The organism is Massilia sp. PAMC28688, from assembly GCF_019443445.1.
GTDB lineage: Bacteria > Pseudomonadota > Gammaproteobacteria > Burkholderiales > Burkholderiaceae_D > Telluria_A.
Window position 1 is genome coordinate 1725990 of the sequence record NZ_CP080378.1, and the last position, 22229, is coordinate 1748218.

At 64.5% G+C, this 22229-nt stretch carries 19 protein-coding genes; 13 read left to right on the forward strand and 6 right to left on the reverse strand.

The window, feature by feature from the left end; translation table 11 throughout:
• The first annotated feature begins 58 nt into the window (after positions 1-58).
• Genes prsT through KY495_RS07775 form a run of 3 tightly spaced genes read left to right on the forward strand, consistent with a single transcriptional unit; the run spans position 59 to position 4089 of the window.
• Complete coding sequence (prsT, locus tag KY495_RS07765; protein ID WP_219883091.1) at positions 59-2839, forward strand: XrtA/PEP-CTERM system TPR-repeat protein PrsT; 2781 nt, start codon at positions 59-61, stop codon at positions 2837-2839.
• A 1-nt stretch (position 2840) separates the two neighbouring features.
• On the forward strand, positions 2841-3665 hold the full coding sequence (locus tag KY495_RS07770; protein ID WP_229518527.1) for a PEP-CTERM/exosortase system-associated acyltransferase: 825 nt from the start codon (positions 2841-2843) through the stop codon (positions 3663-3665).
• Between the two features lie 55 nt (positions 3666-3720).
• Positions 3721-4089, forward strand: coding sequence for a nuclear transport factor 2 family protein (locus KY495_RS07775; RefSeq protein WP_219883093.1), 369 nt, complete (start codon positions 3721-3723; stop codon positions 4087-4089).
• Here KY495_RS07775 and KY495_RS07780 read toward each other — a convergent pair.
• The 6 genes from KY495_RS07780 to KY495_RS07805 all read right to left on the reverse strand — a co-directional run bounded on the left by KY495_RS07780 (position 4086) and on the right by KY495_RS07805 (position 8722).
• Positions 4086-5153 carry a nucleotidyltransferase family protein gene (locus KY495_RS07780; RefSeq protein WP_229518528.1) on the reverse strand — a complete coding sequence of 356 codons (1068 nt, stop codon included), beginning with the start codon at positions 5151-5153 and terminating at the stop codon, positions 4086-4088. The genes KY495_RS07775 and KY495_RS07780 overlap by 4 nt on opposite strands.
• 8 nt (positions 5154-5161) lie before the next feature.
• Positions 5162-6106, reverse strand: coding sequence for an HprK-related kinase A (locus KY495_RS07785; protein ID WP_229518529.1), 945 nt, complete (start codon positions 6104-6106; stop codon positions 5162-5164).
• Complete coding sequence (locus KY495_RS07790; RefSeq protein ID WP_219883095.1) at positions 6103-6387, reverse strand: HPr-rel-A system PqqD family peptide chaperone; 285 nt, start codon at positions 6385-6387, stop codon at positions 6103-6105. Before KY495_RS07790 ends, KY495_RS07785 begins: the two co-directional genes overlap by 4 nt.
• 19 nt (positions 6388-6406) lie before the next feature.
• A complete protein-coding gene (locus KY495_RS07795; protein WP_219883096.1) occupies positions 6407-6976 on the reverse strand; it encodes a hypothetical protein in 570 nt (189 codons plus the stop codon).
• Positions 6977-7209: 233 nt separating this feature from the next.
• The gene (locus KY495_RS07800) at positions 7210-7824 is read right to left on the reverse strand and encodes an XrtA/PEP-CTERM system exopolysaccharide export protein (protein WP_219884159.1); all 615 of its coding nucleotides are present in this window, start codon (positions 7822-7824) and stop codon (positions 7210-7212) included.
• A gap of 169 nt (positions 7825-7993) precedes the next feature.
• The gene (locus KY495_RS07805; RefSeq protein ID WP_219883097.1) at positions 7994-8722 is read right to left on the reverse strand and encodes a serine protease; all 729 of its coding nucleotides are present in this window, start codon (positions 8720-8722) and stop codon (positions 7994-7996) included.
• A 448-nt stretch (positions 8723-9170) separates the two neighbouring features.
• Here KY495_RS07805 and KY495_RS07810 point away from each other — a divergent pair, with 448 nt between their 5' ends.
• The 10 genes from KY495_RS07810 to KY495_RS07855 are packed head-to-tail and all read left to right on the forward strand — an operon-like array spanning position 9171 to position 22227.
• Positions 9171-10697 carry an XrtA system polysaccharide chain length determinant gene (locus tag KY495_RS07810; RefSeq protein WP_219883098.1) on the forward strand — a complete coding sequence of 509 codons (1527 nt, stop codon included), beginning with the start codon at positions 9171-9173 and terminating at the stop codon, positions 10695-10697.
• 21 nt (positions 10698-10718) lie between these two features.
• Positions 10719-11729 (forward strand): XrtA-associated tyrosine autokinase, encoded by a 1011-nt coding sequence (locus tag KY495_RS07815; protein ID WP_219883099.1) that lies wholly within the window; start codon positions 10719-10721, stop codon positions 11727-11729.
• Positions 11710-13326 (forward strand): TIGR03016 family PEP-CTERM system-associated outer membrane protein, encoded by a 1617-nt coding sequence (locus KY495_RS07820; protein ID WP_219883100.1) that lies wholly within the window; start codon positions 11710-11712, stop codon positions 13324-13326. The genes KY495_RS07815 and KY495_RS07820 overlap by 20 nt, the downstream gene beginning before the upstream one ends.
• A gap of 14 nt (positions 13327-13340) precedes the next feature.
• Complete coding sequence (locus KY495_RS07825; protein WP_219883101.1) at positions 13341-14438, forward strand: XrtA/PEP-CTERM system-associated ATPase; 1098 nt, start codon at positions 13341-13343, stop codon at positions 14436-14438.
• A 15-nt stretch (positions 14439-14453) separates the two neighbouring features.
• Complete coding sequence (locus KY495_RS07830; protein WP_219884160.1) at positions 14454-15347, forward strand: XrtA system polysaccharide deacetylase; 894 nt, start codon at positions 14454-14456, stop codon at positions 15345-15347.
• Positions 15344-16429, forward strand: coding sequence for a FemAB family XrtA/PEP-CTERM system-associated protein (locus KY495_RS07835; protein WP_219883102.1), 1086 nt, complete (start codon positions 15344-15346; stop codon positions 16427-16429). Before KY495_RS07830 ends, KY495_RS07835 begins: the two co-directional genes overlap by 4 nt.
• 2 nt (positions 16430-16431) lie before the next feature.
• On the forward strand, positions 16432-17631 hold the full coding sequence (locus KY495_RS07840) for a TIGR03087 family PEP-CTERM/XrtA system glycosyltransferase (protein ID WP_219883103.1): 1200 nt from the start codon (positions 16432-16434) through the stop codon (positions 17629-17631).
• Entirely contained in the window at positions 17622-19175 is a 1554-nt protein-coding gene (gene xrtA / locus KY495_RS07845) for an exosortase A (RefSeq protein WP_219883104.1), read from the forward strand. Before KY495_RS07840 ends, xrtA begins: the two co-directional genes overlap by 10 nt.
• Positions 19175-20332, forward strand: a complete 1158-nt coding sequence (locus KY495_RS07850; protein WP_219883105.1) for a TIGR03088 family PEP-CTERM/XrtA system glycosyltransferase — start codon at positions 19175-19177, stop codon at positions 20330-20332. The genes xrtA and KY495_RS07850 overlap by 1 nt, the downstream gene beginning before the upstream one ends.
• A complete protein-coding gene (locus KY495_RS07855; RefSeq protein ID WP_219883106.1) occupies positions 20320-22227 on the forward strand; it encodes an XrtA/PEP-CTERM system amidotransferase in 1908 nt (635 codons plus the stop codon). The genes KY495_RS07850 and KY495_RS07855 overlap by 13 nt, the downstream gene beginning before the upstream one ends.
• Positions 22228-22229 lie beyond the last annotated feature (2 nt).

Genomic DNA, 22229 nt, shown 5'->3' on the forward strand with positions numbered 1-22229 from the left:
CTCAGCGCCTGCCGGACAGGTGCTCCCCTATTTAGAATGCCATCGACAAGGATCTGACATGCCGCGCACTACCCCCAAGCTCCGCCTTACCGCCGCCCTGGTCGCCAGCGCCCTCCTTCTTGGCGCCGGACTCGGTGGCTGCAACCGCACCCAGGATGCCGCCACCCTGGTCGCGGAAGCGAAGTCGTACCAGCAAAAAGGGGATTACAAGGCGGCCCTGATCCAGCTTAAGAATGCCGTTGCCGCCAGTCCGGAAGATGCCGCCATCCGCCTGCAGCTGGCCACCCTGCATGCCGAGCTGGGCGACCCGGTATCGGCGGAAAAGGAATATCGCAAGGCGCTCAGCCTGGGCACCCCGCCGGCCCAGGTCATGCCTGGCCTGGCCGCCAGCCTGCTGGCCCAGGGTGAATTCAAAAAGCTGCTGGCCGATACCGAGCCCCATGTGGCCACCGGTGGCGCGCCGCTGCTGGTGCACCGCGGCCACGCCCTGCTGGCCTCGGGCCAGCCGGACCAGGCCAAGGCTGCCTTCGATGCCGCCCTGGCGGCCAAGCCGGACGACAGCGCCGCCCTGCTGGGCCTGGCCAGTCTGGCCTTTTCCCAGAACGATGTCGAAACCGGCAACCGCTACGCGGAAGAAGCGGCCGCCAAGGACCCCAAGAATCCGGAAGTGTGGATGCTCAAGGCCATGCTGTCGGCGCGCCAGGGCAAGAGTGACGCCGCGCTGGTCGCTTACGACCAGGTGCTCACCCTCAAGCCCAATCACCGCAGCGCCCACATAGAAAAGGCCTACCTGGAAATCGGCATGGGCCAGTTCGACAAGGCCAAGGCCGACCTGGCTGCCGCCAACAAGATCACCCCGGGCAGCATGATCGTGGTGTATACCCAGGCCCTGCTCGACTATACCCAGGGCAAGAACGATGTGGCGCTGGAGGGCACCCAGAAGGTCTTGCGCGCCGCCCCCGAGCACATGCCGAGCATCCTGCTGGCCGGCGCCATCCAGCTCAACATGGGCCAGCTGGAGCAGGCCGAGCAGAACCTGAAGAAATACCTGGAGAAAAATCCGGACAGCCTGTACGCGCGCAAGCTGCTGGCCTCGACCCAGCTGCGCGCCGCCCACCCGGCCGACGCCGCCGCGACCCTCGCGCCGGCGCTCAAGGGCCAGACCGAAGACGCCCAGCTGCTGGCGCTGGCCGGCGAATCGCACATGCAGACGCGCGAATTCGGCAAGGCCACGGAATACTTCCAGCAGGCGGCCACGCTCTCGCCCAAGACGGCTGCCCTGCGCACCTCGCTGGGCATGAGCAAGATGGGCCAGGGCGACCAGGACCAGGCCGTGGCCGAGCTGGAAATGGCGACCACGCTCGACCCCAAGTCGCAGCAGGCAGGGGTGGCCCTGACCCGCGCGGCGCTGGCCCTGAAGCAGTATGACAAGGCCCTCTCCGCCGTCCAGGCCCTGGAAAAGCAGCAGCCGGACAACGCCATGGTGCAAAACCTCAAGGGAGGCGTCCACATGGCCCGCAATGAAGCGGCCGCCGCGCGCGCCGCCTTCAACCGCGCCGTGGCCCTGCAAAAGGATTATTACCCTGCCGTGGTCAACCTGGCCGGCATGGACATGACGGAAAACAAGCCGGACGAGGCGAAAAAGCGCCTGGAAGCCTTCCTCCAGGTAGACAAGAAACACGTGGGCGCCATGACGGCGCTGGCCCAGCTGTCGGCCGCGCGCGGCGACGCGGCCGGCACCCGCTACTGGCTTGAAAAAGCCAGCAATGACAACCCGGACATGGTCGAACCGGGCATGCGCCTGGCCGAGTTCTACCTGCGCACCAACGACAAGACCAAGGCCCTGACCCTGGTGCGCAAGCTCAACGCTGCCAACCCGACCAATCCCGACCTGCTGGGCGCACTGGGCCAGGCCCAGATGGCCAACAATGATTTCAACGGCGCCCTCGAGTCGTACAGCAAGCTGGTCAACCTGGTGCCGAAGTCGGCCAAGGCCCAGCTGCGCCTGGCCTCTGCCCATCTGGCGCTCAAGAACGATGCCGCGGCCGAGGAAGACGTCAAGCGCGCCATTGCCCTCGAGCCGCAAAACGTGCAGGCCAAGCTGGCCCTGGTCGACCTCGCGGTTCGCCGCGGCAATACCGAGGAGGCGATTCGCCTGGCGAAAAATGTCCAGAAGGAGCATCCGTCGGCGGCCATCGGCTTTGCCGTGGAAGCGGACCTCCTGATGTCGCAAAAGAAGCCGGAACCGGCCTTGCGCGCCTTCCAGCAAGCCTATGCCCTGGAAAAGAATGCCAAGTACTTGCTCAAGACTAACCAGCTGCTGCGTATGACGGGCAAGACCAAGGAAGCAGAAGCGGAGCTGAACCAGTTCCTGAAGGCCCATCCGAACGATGCCGTGGCCACCATGTTTGCCGCCGAGATGCAGCTGGCAGCCAAGCAGTACAAGAATGCCATCGCCATCCTGGAAGGCGTGGTCAAGCGCAATCCAAACGCCGTGCCGGCCCTTAACAACCTGGCCTGGGCCTATCAGCAGGACCAGGATGCGCGCGCCCTGCCCACGGCCGAACAGGCCTACAAGCTGGCCGCCGACAATCCCGCCGTGATGGATACGCTGGGCTGGATCCTGGTGGAAAAGGGTGACGTGAAGCGCGGCCTGCCGATCCTGGAAAAAGCCGTCGCCGCCCAGCCGCAGTCCAACGATGTGCGCTACCACCTGGCCATGGCCCTGGACAAGGCCGGTGACAAGAAGCGCGCCCGCGCCGAAATGGAAAAGGCCCTGGCCAATGGCGGTCCGTTCGCCCAGGCCGCGCAAGCGCGCGCCTACCTCAAGCCAATGTAGCGTGACGCTGCTTGACCGGCTGCGCGGGAAGCGGGACATCCTGGTCCCCTACTTCGATTATTGCCGCGTCCTGCGCGGCAACCGCGAGTCGGTCATCCTGGGCGACACCTGCCGCCTGCGCCATGATGTGTACTGTGTCGAGCGGGCCCTCCTGCCGCAGGAAGGGGGCGCCCTGGAGACGGACGAGGCCGACAGCTGCGCCGTGCATGTCGGCGCCTACGACAGTCACGGGCAACTGGCCGCCTCGGTGCGCCTGGTGCAGCCGGGCCCCGGCCAGGACTATCCCTTCAGCCAGTACTGTGCCCCCTTTCCCGATGTGACACTGCCGCCGCGCGAGCAGGCCGGCGAACTGTCACGCCTGGTGGTGCACCAGCACTACCGGCGCCGCCGCGGCGACTCTGTGGAAGGCGTGCCGCACGGCTTCGCCGCGCACGGCCACACGCGCGCCATCCGGCCGGCCGTCGGTGGGCGGCGCAGCGGCAGCCCGCTGCTGCTGCTGGGCCTGTACCGCGAGCTGTACCGCCACAGCCGCGAACATGGGCTGCGCTACTGGTACGCCGCCATGGAGCGGCCGCTGGCGCGCGCGCTCGATCGCATGGGCCTGCCCTTTCGGCCGATCAGCGGGCCGGCCGAGGATGTCGGTCCCGTGGTCCTGCACATGCTGGAGCTCGATGCGCTGGAAGCGCGATTGCGCCGGGAGAACCGCTTCCTGGCAGCCTGGTTCCACGGCGAGCCGGTGGCATGGTGGGTCAGGCTGCGCCTGCTGCTGGAAGCGGCGCGTCTGGGACGCGCCAGGGACGACACCGATCCCCGGGACGGGCCCTGACGGCGCACCCTCCACGGCGCTACAATGGCAATTTTCCCTGCCCAGGAACCAGCACATGACAGAACGCGATCATCCCGCCGCCGTGGTCCAGCGCCAGCTCGATGCCTACAACGCCCGCGATATCGACGCCCTGGTGGGCATCTATGCAGACGACGCCCGCCAGTACGAATTACCCGGCACGCTGGTGGCAAGCGGCAGCGCCCAGATCCGTGAGCGCATGCAGGGCCGGCTGCAGGAGCCTAACCTGCATGCGCGGCTGGTGCAGCGTGCTGTCATGGGCAATATCGTCATCGACCAGGAAGTCGTTACCCGCACCTTTCCGGAAGGCCCCGGCAGTGTCGACATCGTGGCCATCTACGAAGTTGTCAACGGACGGATTCAATCGGCATCCGTGCAGGTGAGCAACAAGCGCCTGCACGGCTAGCGCAGCGGCTCGCGCGGCGAGATGAAGGCCTTGTGGAACAGGTGGCGCGCCAGCAGGAACGGCGGCATGCGCAACCAGTTGCCGCGCACGTACAGGCCAAAGCGCGCCAGCGCCGTGAAGCGGGTGTCGCAACTGGCGTGCATGGGCAGCAGCGCGCGGCCGAACAGGGCATCCATCAGCGCCAGCATGCGCCCTTGCGGCCCGGCAGGCGCCAGGGCTGCCAGCACGTGCTCCGGTACCGGCGTGCCCAGCAGGCCGCTGCAGTAGCGCAGGGCATAGAACAGGGGCCGTTCCAGCTGCAGCTCGCGCGCCCTGGCCGGCAGTGCCTGCCACAGGCGCTCTCCGCCCAGTTCGCCCAGCAGGCGGTGCAGGTCAAACAGGTCACGCAGGCCCTTGTCGAATTCGCCGTCGTAGAACAGGTGGGTGGCGCTGTGCAGCACCATGTCTTCATCGGCCAGCACCATGGCGCAGCCGCCGCGTACCGCGCGGGCGGCCGCGCGCAGCTTGTCCGGGTCGGGACGCACGCGCGCCGTCAGCGGCAAGATGGTGTGGTGGACATCGATCACGCTGCCGCGCTGGGCGTGCTGCATGGGCGGGATTTCATGCATCCAGACGCGGTAGTAGCGCTGGTCATAGGCGTCGTGATGGCCCGACATCCAGCCGCCCAGCATCAGGTCCGACTCCACTTCCCCGATCGCCTCGCGCGGCACCAGGATGTCGATATCGGAAAACAGGCGCCCGCGTCCGGCCGCCAGGCCCGCCATGGCATAGGCCGCCCCTTTGAGCAGGATCAGCGGCGTGCCGCTGCGCGCCAGTGCCGCCCCGATGCGCTGGACCTCCCAGCGCACCCCGTCGGCGTGGCGCCGCGCCAGCGGGATGGTCCACTCAAGGTGGCGCCGCGCCTGCGGCGGCACCTGGGCCAGCACCCCGGCTTCCTCGGCCAGGCAGTACAGGGTGGCGGTCAGGTTGGCCGCCAGCGCCTGGCGCAGGGCCAGGTCCCATTCGGCCAGCGACAGCGCCGCCATGCGCGCCGGCTCGCGCAGCAGCGTCACCAGCAGTGGCAAGGGCGGGCTCACCTGGACGGGGGCGGCAGGGCCGCGAAGGTGGCAATCGCATCATCGAGTTCGCTGTAGTGGAACTGGTAGCTGTCGGCAGAAGCCACGAGGCGTCCCAGGGCGTCGAACCCGGCCCGTCCCAGCAGGCTGTAATTGAAGCAGTTCTCGGCCACCTGCATGAAGGCCGGCCCGGGCGCCATCGGCGCCAGTGTGGCGGCGGCGCCGGCCTGGTAGCGGGGAAAGACAATCCAGGCGGCGCGCACCGCTTCGCCGGCCCGTGCCACGCTGTCGGCAGGCGGCTTCACATGGGCCACCGTGCCCTTGGTGGTGTCATGCACGCTGCGGCTGATGATGCTCTCCGGCGCAAAGGCGCGCAGCACGTCGATCGAGGCGTTTTTCAAGCTGATCGGACGCGGCAGCGGGGCGATCAGGCCATCGGACAGGCGCACCATGGTCAGCTCGTCCGACAACAGGCGCCAGCCGCGCGCCACCAGCGCCGCGCACAGCGTGCTCTTGCCCGAGCCGGGGGGCGCCGGCAGGATGGCCGCCAGGCCGCCGCGTTCGATCACGGCAGCGTGGATGATCAGGCAGTCGTGGGCGCGGCTTGACACGCACCAGTTCATCGACCACTCGAACATGGGGAAGGCCTGGTCCAGCGGCAGGGGCTTGAATGGCACGCGCCCGTCGTGCCGGAACACCACCTGGCGTCTGGCCAGGCGGCGCAGGCCGCCCACCTGCGCCATGTCGACGTAGAAGTCGGCAAAGGCGGGGGCATCGAGCAGGTCATAATCGGCGTACAGCAGGCCAATGCCGTCGGCCATATGGCCGATGGTCGAGCGCAGGTGGGTGACAAAGGCGCCGGTGCGCAAATGGATGCCCGGTCCTGCCAGCAGGCGGCGCAGGGCGCGCGGCGCCAGGCTCGCGACCTTGATGGCGGGGCCGCCGGCGGCGTGCGGGTTCACGCGGCGCGCTCGATGAGAAACAGGCCTGCCAGCTGGGACAGCAGGGCCGCGGTGTCGTCCACCAGGGCGGCATCATGCGCGCAGCCCAGGGCAGTGGCCAGCGCGGCCGACAGGCTGGAATCGTCCGCCGGGCCACAGCGCAGCACCTGGAGCAGGTGGACGGCCGCCTCGCCCAGCAGATGGGTAGCGCCGCTCAGGTCGTTGTACAGCACGAACTGGATGCCGTCAGGATGATTGAACTGGCGCAGGCGGAAAGCCTGGCCAGGCATGGTACGCCACATGCAAGACAGCCGTCAGCGCTTAATAGGCCTGGGTACCTGCCAGGTAGTCGGCCAGTTCCGCCCCACTCCATTCGCGCGCGCCGTCGGCCACCCGGTAGCTCCTGTGGCGGTCGTAGCGGGCAAACATGTCGAGCACGCTTTGCTGGGTCAGGAAGGAAATGCGGCCGGACAGCACGTTGAGGTAGGTGGCCATGATGTGCATGGCCACGCCATCCTTGTCGCTGCCGTGGCGCTTGAGCACATGCTCGACCGACAGGTTGGCCAGGGGCTGGCGCGCGCTGCGGAAGTGTTTCCAGAATACATCGTTGGGCTTGACCTCGCTTGGCCAGGCACTCTGGTTTTTCAGCCACCAGTCCGGCGAACGGCCGTCGCAGGTGGTTTTCGGCGAATGGCTGTTGAGATCGCCCGATAAGGCATTCGAGGGCGATTTGCACACCATGTCGGCCAGGGCATTGTTCGAGGCCACTGTCATGACCACGCCACCGACTCCGAGCCCGGCCAGGCGGCGGCGCGCAGCCCCTTGGGGCGACAGGGTAGCCGTCGCAACCGGGGTGGCGTCGTTTCCGTCTGGCTCGTGTTCGTTGACCATGAAAATTTTCCTAGAAATGCCGGGCCTTGCGGCCCGTTTGAGGGCGATGTTGCTGCCATCGAGCAGAACAACTAATAAAAACTACGTAGCAATAAGTGTTCCAAGCATACACCGTCTACCCCTGTTGTGAGCGAAATCAATCACTTATCGACAGGTTCAGGTATTTTCCGACAATATTGACCAGCCACGGCGCGCAGCCCACTGTAAAGTGGGCCGACAGGCAACGACCGGTGTTAGAAGAAGCTTTCCGGAATGACCAGTACGTCCCCGGGGCGCATGGTCACATTGGCCGAAATATCGCCATCCTTGAGCAAGTCATCCAGGCGCACGTTCAGGCGCTGATTCTTGCCATCGACCTTGCGGATCAGGACCGCGCGGTTGCCGGAAGCAAATTCGGTCGTGCCGCCGACGGCAATCAGGACATCCATCAGCGACATGTCGCGGCGGTAGGCCAGTGCCTGCGGACGGGCAGCCTGGCCGATCACGCGGATCTGTTCATCATAGGTGCCGGTAAAGCCGGTCACGATCACCGTCACGACCGGTTGCTGGATGAACTTGGCCAGCGCCTTTTCAATGTCGCGTGCGAGCTGGGTGGAGGTCTTGCCGGAGGCTTGCAAGTCTTCCACCAGCGGGGTGGTGATCTTGCCGTCGGGACGCACCGGCACCGACATCGATACTTCCGGATTGCGCCACACAATGATGTTGACACTGTCGCCGGGGCCAATCAGGTAATCATGGTGCGGCGCGGCCGTATTGTCGATCTTGCTTGCCGACGGCGCGCGCCAGGCGGCGCAGCCCGACAGGGTGACCGCGCACACGGTAAGGGCCAGCACAGCCAGGCGATGGATATAGCTCACATTGTTCTTGATCACGTCAGTTCCTCGAAACGACAGTGGCGCCATGGCCCTGTCTTGGTTGTCGATTGCGACAGTTTAGTTACTGCCATACAATTGTCTTTTAAATACTACATTGTGTCCTATTGTAAACCAAACTCTTCAAAAGATGCCGCTGCGCACGCTACTTATTCGCCTCCTGCAGCAAGGCGCGCGCGTGCACGGCGGGAATGGCATAGGTGATCCCGCTGGGCGCCGTGATGGCTGTCTCCTTGAGACCTTTGACAAACACCATATTAATGATGCCATGGACCACACCGGTGTGCGGGTCGTACACGGGACTGCCGCTGTTGCCCGGGTAGGCCGTGGCATCGAGCTGGTAGACGGGAAAACGCCCACGCTGCAGCTGAGCAATGGCCGCCGCCCCCAGCTTGCCGGAGTGTAGCGAAGGCATGACGATGGGCGTGATGGCCGACAGGAGCGCGCGATGGGTGACCGGGTGCAGGCCCAGCACCATCCCCAGCGGAAAACCGGTAAAGGCTAGCTCGCGTCCCTCGGCCATGGCGCCGTCGCCCAGCTGCAGGGCGGGCAGGGGCGCGCCCTCGATGCGCAGCAAGGCCAGGTCGTGCTGGCGGTCCACCGCGGCAATGGTGGCGCGGCGGAAGCTGAATTCGCTCCCCTGCCCCACCACAACACCCAGCGCTTCCATGGCTTGCTGGTCTAGCGTGGCCGGCAAGACATGGGCATTGGTAATGACGGACAAGCCATCGCCCGTGACAAAGCCGGTGCCGGAGAAGCGGACTGCCGGACTGCGCGTTTTCTGGAACGTACCGATACCGACCACCGATTTCTTGACCACGGCAATGGTGGCAGGCAGGTCGCCGGCGGTGGCGCCAGGACATGCGCCAGTCATGAATAGCAGGAATAATAATGGACGGGCTAGCACACCCGGCAGCTGACTCAGGCACATCTGTACTCTCCGGGGACGATAGTTTGTAACTTTTGCATTATATATAGCGTATCACCGGGCGCACCAATTACAATGCTTGGTTCCCGTAAGTACGCGCAAAACCGGGGCTGAGCACGATTCAATTGAATTAATGAAAAGCATTATTGTGTTGTATGATGCGACACTTGTGCTGCCATTTAAACAACGAGTTCGGTTCTGCCAAGGCAATCACGCAGGTCCGCCCCGCTGTGGCAAACCAAGTGTTGTAGCGCAGGCTACTTCTGGCCCCGTCTGTCAGCTTTTTCCAGAACGCAATTGCAATTGCTCCCCCTGCAAGCGATGATAGCCGGACAATCCAAAACGATCCGGAGCCCCTGCTCCGAGCTGCACCTAAGATGATGAGAACGACAAGATGGCAGAACTGACCGCCGTAATCCTAACTTTCCTCAAGGCGATTGGAAAGTACCGTTGGTACGCAATCATTATTTCCTGGACCGTGGCCGTGATCGGCTGGGTCGTGGTGTATGCGATGCCGAACGACTACCAGGCGTCGGCCCGGGTGTATGTCGATACCCAGAGCGTGCTCAAGCCGCTGCTGTCGGGCATGACCACCCTGCCCAACCTCGAACAGCAAGTCATGTTCATGCGCCGCACCCTGATCAGCCGTCCCAATGTGGAGCGCGTGATCCGCATGGTGGACCTGGACATCAAGGCCAAGACTCCCAAGGAACATGAAAAGCTGGTCGACGAGCTGATTGAAAACATCAAGATCAGCGGCACCGAGCGCGACGACATCTATACCATCTCGTACAACAGTCGCGATCCCAAGCTGGGCAAGGATGTTGTGCAGTCGCTGCTGACCATCTTCGTCGAAGGCAGCTTCGGCGGCAAGAAGCAGGATGCCAATAAGGCGGTTGCCTTTATCGAAGACCAGATCCGCACCTATGAAGAAAAGCTGAACGCGGCCGAAAATGAACTGAAGGAGTTCAAGATCAAGCACATGGGCAATCTGCCCCGCGGCAATACTGACTACAGCGCCAGTGTGATCGAGATGACTGACCGCCTGTCGCAGGCGCGCCTGGAATTGGCCGAGGCTGAACAAGCCCGCAACGCCATCGCGCGCCAGATCGGCGGCGGCGCCACGCCCGGCAAGCCAGGCATCGTTGCCGCCAATCCAGAACTGGACGAGCGCATTGCCCAGGTCAACAAGAGCCTGGACGCGGCCCGCTTGCAGTACACCGAAGCGCACCCGGACGTCATTTCCGCGCGCCGCCTGCTGGCCCAGCTGCAGCAGCAGAAAAAGGATGAAGCGAAGAACTTCAAGCCAAGCGCCGATCCCGGCGCCAGCTACAGCCCCATGCTGCAGCAGCTGAAGATTTCGCTGTCCGAAGCCGAAGCGCGCGTGGCCTCGCTGCGCGCCCGGGTGGGGGAGTACCAGAACCGGGTGGCGCGCCTGCAGGCCCAGAGCACGGCCGCGCCGGAAGTCGAAGCCCAGCTGTCACAGCTCAACCGCGACTACGCCGTCAACAAGGAAAATTACCAGAAGCTGGTGGAGCGGCGCGAATCGGCCAAGCTGTCGGGCGACCTGTCGTCGGCCACCGACATGCTGACCTTCCGCGTGATCGACCCGCCCACCGCCCCCACCACCCCGGTCGGCCCCAACCGGCCCCGCAATGCCTCGCTCGTGTTCGTGCTGGCGCTGGCGGCGGGCCTGGGCGTGGCGCTCCTGATGAGCCAGTTCCGTCCGACCTTCCTCAGCCAGTCGTCGCTGCGCGAAGTGACCGGCGTGCCGATCCTCGGTTCGATCAGCATGAACTGGACCGACGAACAAAAGTCGCTGCAAAAGAAGCGCATGTACGCCCTGGCAGCCTCGGTATTCATGTTGTTCGGCGCCTACGCCGTGGTCATGGCGGCCATTTTGATCAAACCGGCACTTTAAGCGGCGATCGCGGAGAAAATTGTGAGCATTATCGAAAAAGCAGCACAACGGATGGACAAGAAGCGCGACGCGGCAGCCAATGCTGCGGGCGCCGACAACGTGACCCCGGAGAACGTCACGGCCTTTTCGCCGGCCGCCTCGCCGGCCGCGGCGCCGCGGCCACTGGCGCCGGAGCCGGCCGGGCCGGCTGCCCCTGCGCCGCTGCCGCTGACGCCATCGGCCACCCCGGCATTTGCGCAAGCGGCTGCCGCTCCCTTGCCGCCCCAGCAGCCACAGCAGCCGCCAGAGCCGGCCGCCCGCGCGGCGCGCCGCCACGTGGAGCTGGACCTGAATCACATGCGCGATTCGGGCATGGTCACCGCCGCCGTCGGCCGCACGGCCCTGGTCGAAGACTTCCGTATCATCAAGCGGCCCTTGATCAAGAAAGCACTGGCCGAGCGCGCCCCGGGCGAGCGCCCTGGCAACCTGATCATGATCACCAGCTCGCTGCCGGGCGAAGGCAAGACTTACTGCGCGATCAACCTGGCCATGAGTATTGCCATGGAGCTGGACCACACGGTCCTGCTGGTCGATGCCGACGTGGCCCGGCCATCGGTCCTGCGCGTGCTGGGCCTGCCTGCCCAGCGCGGCCTGATGGACTTGCTGCTCGATGAAAAGCTCGACATGAGCGAAGTCATGCTGCGCACCAACGTCGACACCCTGAGCATCCTGTCGGCTGGCACCAGCAATGCCCGCGCCACGGAACTGCTGGCCAGTAAAACCATGAGCGACTTCGTCAATGAGATCGCCAACCGCTATCCGGACCGGATCGTCATTTTCGATTCGCCACCCCTGCTGCTCACCAGCGAAGCGCACGTGCTGGCCAGCCACATGGGCCAGATCGTGGTGGTGGTGGAAGCGGAAACGACGACCCAGCACGCGGTCCAGGAATCGCTGCGCCAGCTCGAAGGCTGCAGCAATGTCAACTTGATCTACAACAAAACCCGCGAGTTCCCGGGCGTTGAAGAGACTTATGATTATCACTACAGCTAAGCCGATGCAGCGGGTCGCGGGCCGCCAGGGCTTGCGCCTGGCACCGCTGGCCTTCGCTGCCCTGCTGTGCGCCAGCGCCCGGGCCCAGCTCATCGAGCAGCCAAAGCCGGCGCCTGAAGCCGACCAGCCGTCCACGGCGCGCTGGCGCTTCATACCCACGCTCGATCTGCGCACCATCCTGACCGACAATGTCGCGCTGGCGCCGGGCGCGCGTGCCCACGGCCAGCTGATCACGGAAATTTCCCCGGGCTTTCGCGCCAACTTCAATACCCCGCGCATCAAGGGCTACGCCAATTACAACCTGCGCATGTTTTCGGAACTGCGCGACAGGCGCGCCGGCGCCCGCCGCAATGCCCATTCCCTGAATGCGAACGGGCGCGCCGAGCTGGTCAACGACATGATCTTCGTCGATGGCTACGCCGCCATTACCCAGGTCGGCATCTCGCCCTTCGGCCAGACCCCGAACGGCTACAGCAGTGCCAACACGGCCGACGTCAAGACCTGGCGCATCAGCCCGTCCATGCTCAACCGCTTTGGCAATTTTGCCGTGTCGGAACTGCGCTATACCAAGGATGGCGTCAGCGCCGCCCGCACCGGGCTGGGCGACACCGTTGGCGATACGGCCTCGGTATCGGTACGCAACGGGCGCGGCTGGCAAGACCTGGGCTTTGACCTCAATGCCAGCAACCAGGTGATCCGGGACAAGCTGCGCAATGACACCCATGTCAAGACCGGCAACTTCAACCTCAATTACCAGCTGTTCGATACCCTTGCCATTACCGCCGGCCGCAATTACGACAGCTACGATTACGAGTCGCTGGGCGGCGCCAACAGTGGCAATGGCTGGAATGCCGGTTTCACCTGGACCCCGAGCCGCCGCACCAGCCTGACGGTCAACAACGGCCAGCGTTATTACGGCCCCAGCCGCGTGGTCAAGGCCTTCCACCGCAGCCGCCGTACCGTGTGGAGTGTCACCTACGACGATTCCGTCACCAGTACCCGTGGCAACTTCTTGCTGCCAAGCACGGTGGACACGGCCTTCCTGCTCAATAACCTGCTGCTGCCGACCTTCCCCGACCCGCTGGAGCGGGCCAATGCAATCGAGGAATACATGCGCGCCACGGGCCTGCCCCTGTCGCTGCCGGACAAGATCAATTTCTTCAGTAACCGTTTCAGCCTGCAAAAGCAGCTGCGCGCCAGCGTGGCCGTGCGCGGCGCCCGCACCAATGTGGTCTTGACCGCCTTCCGTTCCCGGCGCGAAGCGCTGTCGACCTCGGTTGTGGACAGCGTGCTCCAGGGCACCTCCACCAGCAACCAGCTCGACAACGTGGACCAGGCCGGCGTGTCGACCGCATTCAATTACCGGCTGACCCCGCTCACCAGCCTGAATGTGCGGGGCGAGGTCACGCACAATGAATCGCTGACGACCGCGCTCAAGACCAGCACCGGCTCGCTGCGCTTTGGCGCGCGTCACCGGCTCGACCGCAAGGCGCACGCCACCATCGAACTGCGCCATGTGCGGGGCAACGCCAGCTTTACGGAAAAAATTCCGTACACAGAAAATGCCATCACGGCTTATCTGACCATACAGCTTTAAGGAGTCGACCCGCGATGTATGAATCATTCTATGGCCTGTCGGCCAAACCGTTCCGGCTGCGTCCCGACCCGCATTTCTTCTATGGCAGCAAGGGCCACAAGCGGGCCATGGCTTACCTCGAGTACGGCTTGTCGCAGGGCGAAGGCTTCATCGTCATCACCGGGGAAGTAGGCGCCGGCAAGACCACGCTGGTGCGCAACCTGTTCAACAACCTGCCGTCCGAACAGATTGTCGCTGCCCACATCGTCAATACCCATCTCGATTCGGACGACACCTTGCGCATGGTGGTGTCGGCCTTTGGCCTGCCTTACGAAAACGTCAGCAAGGCGGACCTGCTCACGCGCCTGGAACAGTTCCTGCGCAGCGCCGACCAGCAAGGCAAGCGCGCCCTGCTGGTGGTGGACGAAGCCCAGAACCTCAAGCCCGGCACGGTCGAAGAGCTGCGCATGCTGTCGAACTTCCAGACCGACGACAAGTGCCTGCTGCAAACCTTCCTCGTGGGCCAGCCGGAATTTCGCACCACCTTGCACAGCCCCGGCATGCAGCAGCTGCGCCAGCGCGTCATTGCCAGCTACCACCTGGGCCCGATGGATGCCGAAGAAACCCGGCATTACATCGAGCACCGTCTGAGCACGGTCGGCTGGAAAGGCGATCCCGTGTTTTCGGCGGGGGCCTATGCCACCATTTTTGATCATACCGGCGGCATCCCGCGCAAGGTCAATACCCTGTGCGACCGCCTGCTGCTGATGGGCTTTCTGGAAGAAATGCATGCATTCGACACGGCCGATGTCGAAGAAGTCATCAAGGATATTGCCCAGGAATTTGAACTGCCGACCACGCCCGCCGACCTGGTCAACGAAGCCAATGCCGCCACGCCCTATGTCAACGAGGCGCCAGCCGCCAGCGCGCCGATGACCGCGGCCGGCCAGGCCCTGGCCGCCCCTGCCCAGCCGCACGAGGCCGGCAACGGCGCCGTGTACGCCACCAGCCCCATGACCGACGAGCGCCTGATGCGCCTGGAAAAGTCGGTGGTGTCGGTCCTGAACATTTTAAAGAAACTCGTGGCCACGCCGGCCGGGGCCAATACGCCCCTCAATCACAATAACGACTGATCAATTACCGCCATGATGCTCGCTCCACCCCGAACCCGCGCCCCCGGTTCGCCGATCCGCAACGCCATGACCTGCGACGTGGAAGATTACTTCCAGGTGTCGGCCTTTGCCCCCCATATCGACCGCGCCAGCTGGCCCACCCGCGAATGCCGGGTGGAAGCCAATATCGACCGCATCCTCAATCTGATGGCAGACGGCAACGTCAAGGCCACTTTTTTCACGCTGGGCTGGATTGCCGAGCGCTACCCGGCCATGGTGCGCCGCATTGTCGAGGGCGGCCATGAACTGGCCAGCCATGGCTACAGCCACTTGCGCGCTTCCGACCAGGACCTGGCGGAATTTACCAAGGACATCACCAGCGCCAAGAAGCTGCTGGAGGATATCGGCGGCCAGCAGGTGCGCGGCTACCGCGCCCCCAGCTTTTCGATCGGCACCCAGAACCTGTGGGCGCTCGACGCCCTGCTCGACGCCGGCTACCAGTACAGCTCCTCCATCTACCCGATCGCGCATGACCATTACGGCATGCCGGACGCGCCGCGCTTTGCCTTTTATCCCAGGGGCAGCGATGGCTTGCTGGAAGTGCCCATCACCACCGTCAAGATGGGCCAGCGCAACCTGCCCGCCGGCGGCGGCGGCTACTTCCGCCTGTTCCCCTACCAGCTGTCGCGCTACCTGATGCGCAAGGTGAACCAGGACGACCAGGAAGCGGCGATCTTTTACTTCCACCCATGGGAAATCGACCCGGGCCAGCCGCGTCCCGAAGGCGTGGACCTGAAGTCGCGCTTTCGCCACTACGTCAACCTGGGCCGCACCGAGCAGCGCCTCAAGGCCCTCACGCGCGACTTCGCGTGGGACCGGATGGACAACATCTTCCTGAATAATCCTACCCCGGCGCGGAGCGCCGCATGAACGCCATGACCGACGCCCTGACCAAACCTGCTGCCGCCATGACGCTGCAGCTGCTGCAAAAGCAGGACTACGCGCGCTGGGATGCGTTTGTCGATGCCTGCCCTGACGCGACCTTCTTCCACAAGGCCGGCTGGCAGACCATCATCGAACGCGTGTACGGCCACAAGACCTGGTTCTACTATGTCGAGCAGGATGGCCGCATCATCGGCATCTTGCCGCTGGCGCAGATGAAAAGCCGCCTGTTCGGGCACTGGCTCGGCTCCCTGCCCTTCTGTGTGCTCGGTGGCGTGGTGGCCACCGACGACGCCGCCCGTCCGCTGCTCGACGCCGCCGCCGACAAGCTGGCGCGTGAACTCAATGTGGGCCATCTCGAATACCGCAACCTGGTGCCGGCCCACCTGGATGACCCCAAGTGGATGCGCAAGGACCTGTACGTCACCTTCCGCAAGGAGATCAGCGCCGACGATGAAGCCAACCTCAATGCCATCCCGCGCAAGCAGCGCGCCATGGTCCGCAAGGGCATCAAGCTGGGCCTGACGGCGGAAATCGACCAGGGCGTGGACCGCTTCTTCACCTGCTACAGCACCTCGGTGCACCGGCTTGGCACGCCGGTCTTCCCCAAGTCCTATTTCAAGGTCATCAAGGAAGTGTTTGGCGAAGCCTGCGAAATCCGCGTCATCGTCCAGAAGGAAGGCGAGCGCACCAACCTGATCGCCGCCGTCATGAGCTTTTACTTCCGCGACGAAGTGCTGCCCTACTATGGCGGCGGCATGCCGGCCGCGCGCGAAGTGGCGGGCAATGACTACATGTACTGGAACCTGATGCAGGCCGCAGCGGCGCGCGGCGTGAAGATCTTCGACTTCGGCCGCAGCAAGCTCGGTACCGGTGCCTTTGACTTCAAGAAGAACTGGGGCTTTTCGCCCACCCCGCTCGAATACGAATACAAGCTGTATGCTGCCCCTTCGCTGCCGGACAATAATCCGCTCAATCCGAAGTACCAGCTGTTCATCAAGATGTGGAAAAAGATGCCGATCGGGCTGGCCAACTTCCTCGGTCCCTATATCGTCAGAAGCCTGGGCTGATCGTGGAAGACCTGTTATTGCTGATCCACCGGATCCCCTACCCGCCCAACAAGGGCGACAAGATCCGCTCCTACCATCTGCTCAAGCACCTGGCGCAGCACTACCGCGTCCATCTGGCGACCTTCGTGGACGACCCGGACGACTGGCAGCATGTGCCGACCGTGCAAGCCATGTGCACCAGCAGCCACTTTGGCAAGCTGGCGCCGCTGGCCGGCCGCGTGCGCAGCCTGGGCGGCCTGGTGGCCGGGCGCTCGCTCTCGTTCGACTACTACCGCAACAGCGCCATGCAGCACTGGGTTGACCAGACGATGCAGGCCAACGCGATTGGCCGCGTGATGGTGTTTTCCTCGCCCATGGCGCAGTATGCGGAAAAATATCCACAAGCGCGGCGCGTGGTGGACTTTTGCGACGTCGACTCCGACAAGTGGCGCCAGTATGCCGAGAAAAAGCCGTGGCCCATGAGCTGGCTGTACCGGCACGAAGCCAATGCCCTGCTGGCCTACGAGCGCCACGTGGCAAAAACCTGCAATGCATCGCTGTTCGTGTCGGCGCCGGAAGCGGACCTGTTCCGCAAGCTGGCCCCGGAAAGCGATGCGCGCATCGGCTACTTCAACAACGGCGTCGATACCGACTTCTTCTCGCCCGAGCGCGATTATCCAAGTCCCTACCAGGCGGGCGAGCGCGCCCTGGTGTTTACCGGCGCCATGGACTACTGGCCCAACATCGACGCCGTGCAGTGGTTCGCCACCGAGGTATTTCCCAGGCTGCTGGCGGCGCAGCCGAAGCTGCGCTTTTTCATCGTCGGCGCGCGCCCGGCACCGGCCGTGCTGGCCCTGGGCCAGCAGACCGGCGTCGTCGTCACCGGCACGGTGCCCGACGTGCGGCCCTACATCCACCATGGTGAAATCGCCGTGGCGCCGCTGCGCATTGCGCGCGGCATCCAGAACAAGGTGCTCGAAGCGATGGCCATGGGACGCCCGGTGGTCGTGTCGCCGCAGGCGCTGGAAGGCATCGAGGCCAAGCCAGGTACCGACCTGGTGCTGGCAGACGGCGCCGAGCAGTTCATCACGACCCTGTCGTCCATGCTCGCCCAGCCGCAGGACAATGCGCGCCTGGGTGCGGCCGCGCGCGCCACCGTCCAGACCCACTATAGCTGGCCGAGCAAGCTGGCGCGCATTGAAGAGAGGCTTGAATGCTCCTGAACGACCCTCCGGTAAATGCACCGGCAATGGCCAGGCCGCATGCGGCGCCGTCCACCACCACCCTGGTGCTGGTGGCGCTCGCGTTCCTGGCGCCTTTTCTGTTCTACTTCCCGACCGCGACCTCGTTTGTCGATATCTGGAACAGTTCCGAGACCTTCGCCCACGGCTACATCATTTTGCCCATCAGCCTGTGGCTGATCTGGCGCCGCCGCGCCAACTTCTCGGCCCTGCCGCCCACCCCGTGGTGGCCGGCGCTCGGCCTGCTGCTGCTGGTGGGCGCGGGCTGGATGCTGGCGCGCATGGGCGACGTGCAGGTGGTGATGCAGTATGCCTTTGCCGCCATGTTCCCCGTGATCGCACTGGCGGTGCTGGGCCGGCGCCTGGCCTGGTCGCTGGCTTTTCCGCTGCTGTTTTTGCTGTTTGCCGTGCCGTTCGGTGAAATCTTCATCCAGCCGCTGATCGAATACACGGCCGACTTCACCGTCTGGGCCGTACAGGCCACCGGCATTCCGGTCCTGCGCAACGGCACCCGCTTTGAGCTGCCCACCGGCAGCTGGTCGGTGGTGGAAGCCTGCAGCGGCGTGCGCTACCTGATTTCATCGGTCACCATCGGCTGCCTGTATGCCTACCTGACCTATCGCTCGCTCACCAAACGCCTGGTGTTCATCGCCATGTCGATCATTGTCCCGATCGTGGCCAACTGGCTGCGCGCCTACATGATTGTCATGATCGGCCACACCAGCGACATGGCACTGGCCACCGGCGTCGACCACCTGATCTATGGCTGGGTATTTTTCGGCATCGTCATGTTCGCCATGTTCTGGGTTGGCAGCTACTGGCGCGAGGATACCGACGTGGAATCGGAGTCGCTGGCAGCCGGACCCGTAGGCATCGTGCCCCCCCTGTCGCAAGTGCGCAACATGACGCTGGCCGTGTTCGCCGCCTGCGCCCTGTGGCCGGCCTTCGTCAAGTACAACGACATGGCCACCCACAATCCCAAGCCGGTGCAGCTGGCCACGGTGCCGGTCAGCTGGGCCCCGGCCCCCGCCTTTACCACCTGGACCCCGGACTTCATGAAGCCCGATGCCCGGTACAGCGGCGCCTTTGCCCAGCCGGGCCAGACGCCGGTTGCGCTCAATATCCTCTACTACCGCAACCAGCACCGCGACAAGGCCGTCATCAGCTCGGTCAACCGTCTGGCTGGCGAAGACAACGCCTACCACGAGCAGGGCGGCGCGCTGCGCACCGAGCAGATTGGCGGGCGCTCGGTGGCGCTGCGCGAAGCACGCATGCAGGGCCCGTCCGGTACCTTCCTGGTGTGGCACTGGAGCTGGATCGATGGCCAGCCGGTGGTCAACAACTACGTGGGCAAACTGCGCCAGGCCAAGGCCAAGCTGCTGTTTGGCGGCGACGATGGCGCCGCCGTCATGCTGGCCGCGCCGTATGGCGAAAGCCAGGACGAAGCGCGCAATGCCATGCGCGCCTTCCTCGAGTCCAACCTCAAAGCGCTGGAAGCATCGCTGGAACGCACCAGGAGCAACTGATGGTGTCCGCGCCGCCCCGCGTGGACAGCCAGGGCAGCCTGGTGGTCCATCTGATTTACCGGCTCGACTTCGGAGGGCTGGAGACGCTGCTGGTCGACTGCATCAACCGCATGCCTGCGCACTACCGGCACGCCGTGGTCTGCCTGTCCGGCTACACCGCGTTTGCGGACAAGATCACGCGTCCCGGCGTGCAGCTGTTTGACCTGGCCAAGGCCCCGGGCCTTGGCCTCGGCGCGCACGCCAGGCTGTTCAAGCTGCTGCGCAAACTGCGCCCGGACGTGCTTCACACGTATAATCTGTCTTCCATCGAATACAGCTTTACGGCGGCGCTGGCGGGCGTCCCGGTGCGCATTCACGCTGAGCACGGCCGCGATGTCAGCGACCCGCAGGGCCTGAACCCCAAACACAACATGCTGCGGCGCCTGATGGTGCCGTTCGTGGACCGCTACATCCCGGTGTCGCTCGACCTGCAAGCCTGGCTGCGCGACGTCGTGCGCATACCGCAGGCCAAGATCCTCCTGATTAACAACGGGGTGGACACCGAGCACTTCACGCCGGCGGCGCCACCAGCCCAATTCGTGATCGGCACCGTGGGCCGGGTCCAGGATGTGAAGCACCAGGCTGGCCTGATTGACGCCTTTATCGCCCTGCGTGCGCTGCTGCCGGGCCATCCCATGAAGCTGGTCATCGTGGGTGACGGACCGCTGCGCGCCCAGCTCGAAGCGCAGGTGGCGGCGGCCGGCATGGGCGAGCACATCGCGCTGTTGGGGGCGCGCTCGGATATTGCGGACCTGATGCGCGGCTTTTCCGTGTTTGCCCTGTCGTCGCTGACCGAGGGCACGCCGGTGACGCTGCTCGAAGCGATGGCCTGCCAGCTGCCGGTGGTGTCGACCGCAGTGGGCGGCATTCCGGCGCTGGTGCAGGACGGCGTATCCGGCACCCTGGTACCGGTGCGTGATGCCCAGGCCATGGCCCAGGCGCTGGCCGCGTACGCGCGCGACCCCGCGCTCGCTGCGCGCCACGGCAAGGCCGGGCGCGAGCGGGTGGAAAGTACGAACAGCATTGCAGCGATGATCCAGGCCTATGTGGGGCTGTACGACAGCTTGCGCAAGTCAAAATTGAAATTGAAAGAAAACATAACACCATGTGCGGAATAGTCGGAATTTTTGACATGCGCGGCGGACGCGAAATCGACCGCGCCATGCTTCACCGGATGAACGAGACCCAGTTCCACCGCGGCCCGGTGGAAGGCGGCCTGCATATCGAACCGGGCGTGGGCTTCGGCCATCGGCGCCTGTCGATCATCGACCTGTCGTCGGGCCAGCAGCCGCTGTTCAACGAAGACCACAGCGTGGTGGTCGTGTTCAACGGCGAGATCTACAACTTCCAGGAACTGATGGCAGAGCTGACGGGCCTGGGCCACACCTTCCGCACCCACTGCGACACGGAAGTGATCGTGCATGCCTGGGAACAGTGGGGCGAAGCGTGCGTGCCGCGCCTGCGCGGCATGTTCGCGTTTACCATCTGGGACCGCAACCAGCAGGTGCTGTTCATGGCACGCGACCGCCTCGGCATCAAGCCGATGCATTACGCCTTCCTGCCCGACGGCATGCTGGTATTCGGCTCCGAACTCAAGGCCTTGCTGTGCTTTCCGAACCTGCCGCGCGAAATCGACCCGTGCGCGGTCGAGGACTACTTCGCCTATGGCTACGTGCCGGAGCCGCGCACCATCTTCAAGCACGCCTTCAAGCTTTCGCCCGGCTTCACGCTGACCCTCAAGGTTGGCCAGAGCGCGCCCGAACCCAAGAAGTACTGGGATGTCCCGTTCACGCCGCACGCGCCAATGGCCGAAAAGGAAATGGAAGAAGAGCTCGTGGTGCGTCTGCGCGAAGCCGTCTCCAGCCACCTGATCGCTGACGTGCCGCTGGGCGCCTTTCTGTCCGGCGGGGTCGACTCGAGCGCCGTGGTGGCCATGATGGCCGGCCTGTCGTCGGAACCGGTCAACACCTGTTCCATCGCTTTTGACGACCCCAAGTTTGACGAATCCATCTACGCCCAGCAGGTGGCCGAGCAGTACAAGACCAACCACCAGCGCGAGACCGTGGACACGGACGACTACGGCCTGATCGACACCCTGGCCGGCCTGTATGACGAGCCGTATGCCGACAGCTCCGCCATTCCCACCTACCGCGTGTGCGAACTGGCACGCAAGCGCGTCACGGTCGCCCTGTCGGGCGACGGCGGCGACGAGAACTTTGCCGGCTACCGGCGCCACCGTTTCGCCATGGCCGAGCAGAAGGTACGCTCCATGCTGCCGCTGACCGTGCGCAAACCCCTGTTCGGCTTTCTGGGCAAGGCCTATCCCAAGGCCGACTGGGCGCCGCGCATGTTCCGCGCCAAGACCACGTTCGAAGCGATGGCGCGCGACTTGGTGGAAGGCTACTTCCACGGCGTGTCGATCCAGGCTGACCGCGTGCGCGACGAACTGTTCTCGGACAAATTCCGCAGCCGCCTGAATGGCTACCGCGCCATTGAAGTCATGCGCGGCCACGCGAAGAATGCGCCGACCGATGACCCGCTGTCGGTCATCCAGTACATCGACATGAAGACCTACCTGCCGGGCGACATCCTCACCAAGGTGGACCGCGCCAGCATGGCCCACGCACTCGAAGTGCGGGTGCCGCTGCTGGACCACAAGTTCGTGGAATGGGTCTCCGGACTGCCGTCGTCGTCCAAGCTGCGCAACGGCGAAGGCAAGCACATTTTCAAGAAGGCGCTCAAGCCCTTCCTGTCGGACGATATCCTGTACCGGAAAAAGATGGGCTTCTCGATCCCGCTCGGCGACTGGCTGCGCGGCCCGCTGCGCGAATCCATGCGCCGCGCAGTGCTCAATCCGGCGCTGCTCGACACCGGCATCTTTAACGAAAACTATCTGAAGCAAATGATCGACCAGCACCAGTCCGGCACCAAGGACCACACCGTCTCGCTGTGGTCCGTCCTCATGTTCGAAGCCTTCCTGCGCAAGAACGGCGCCGCACCGGAGAGCATCTGATC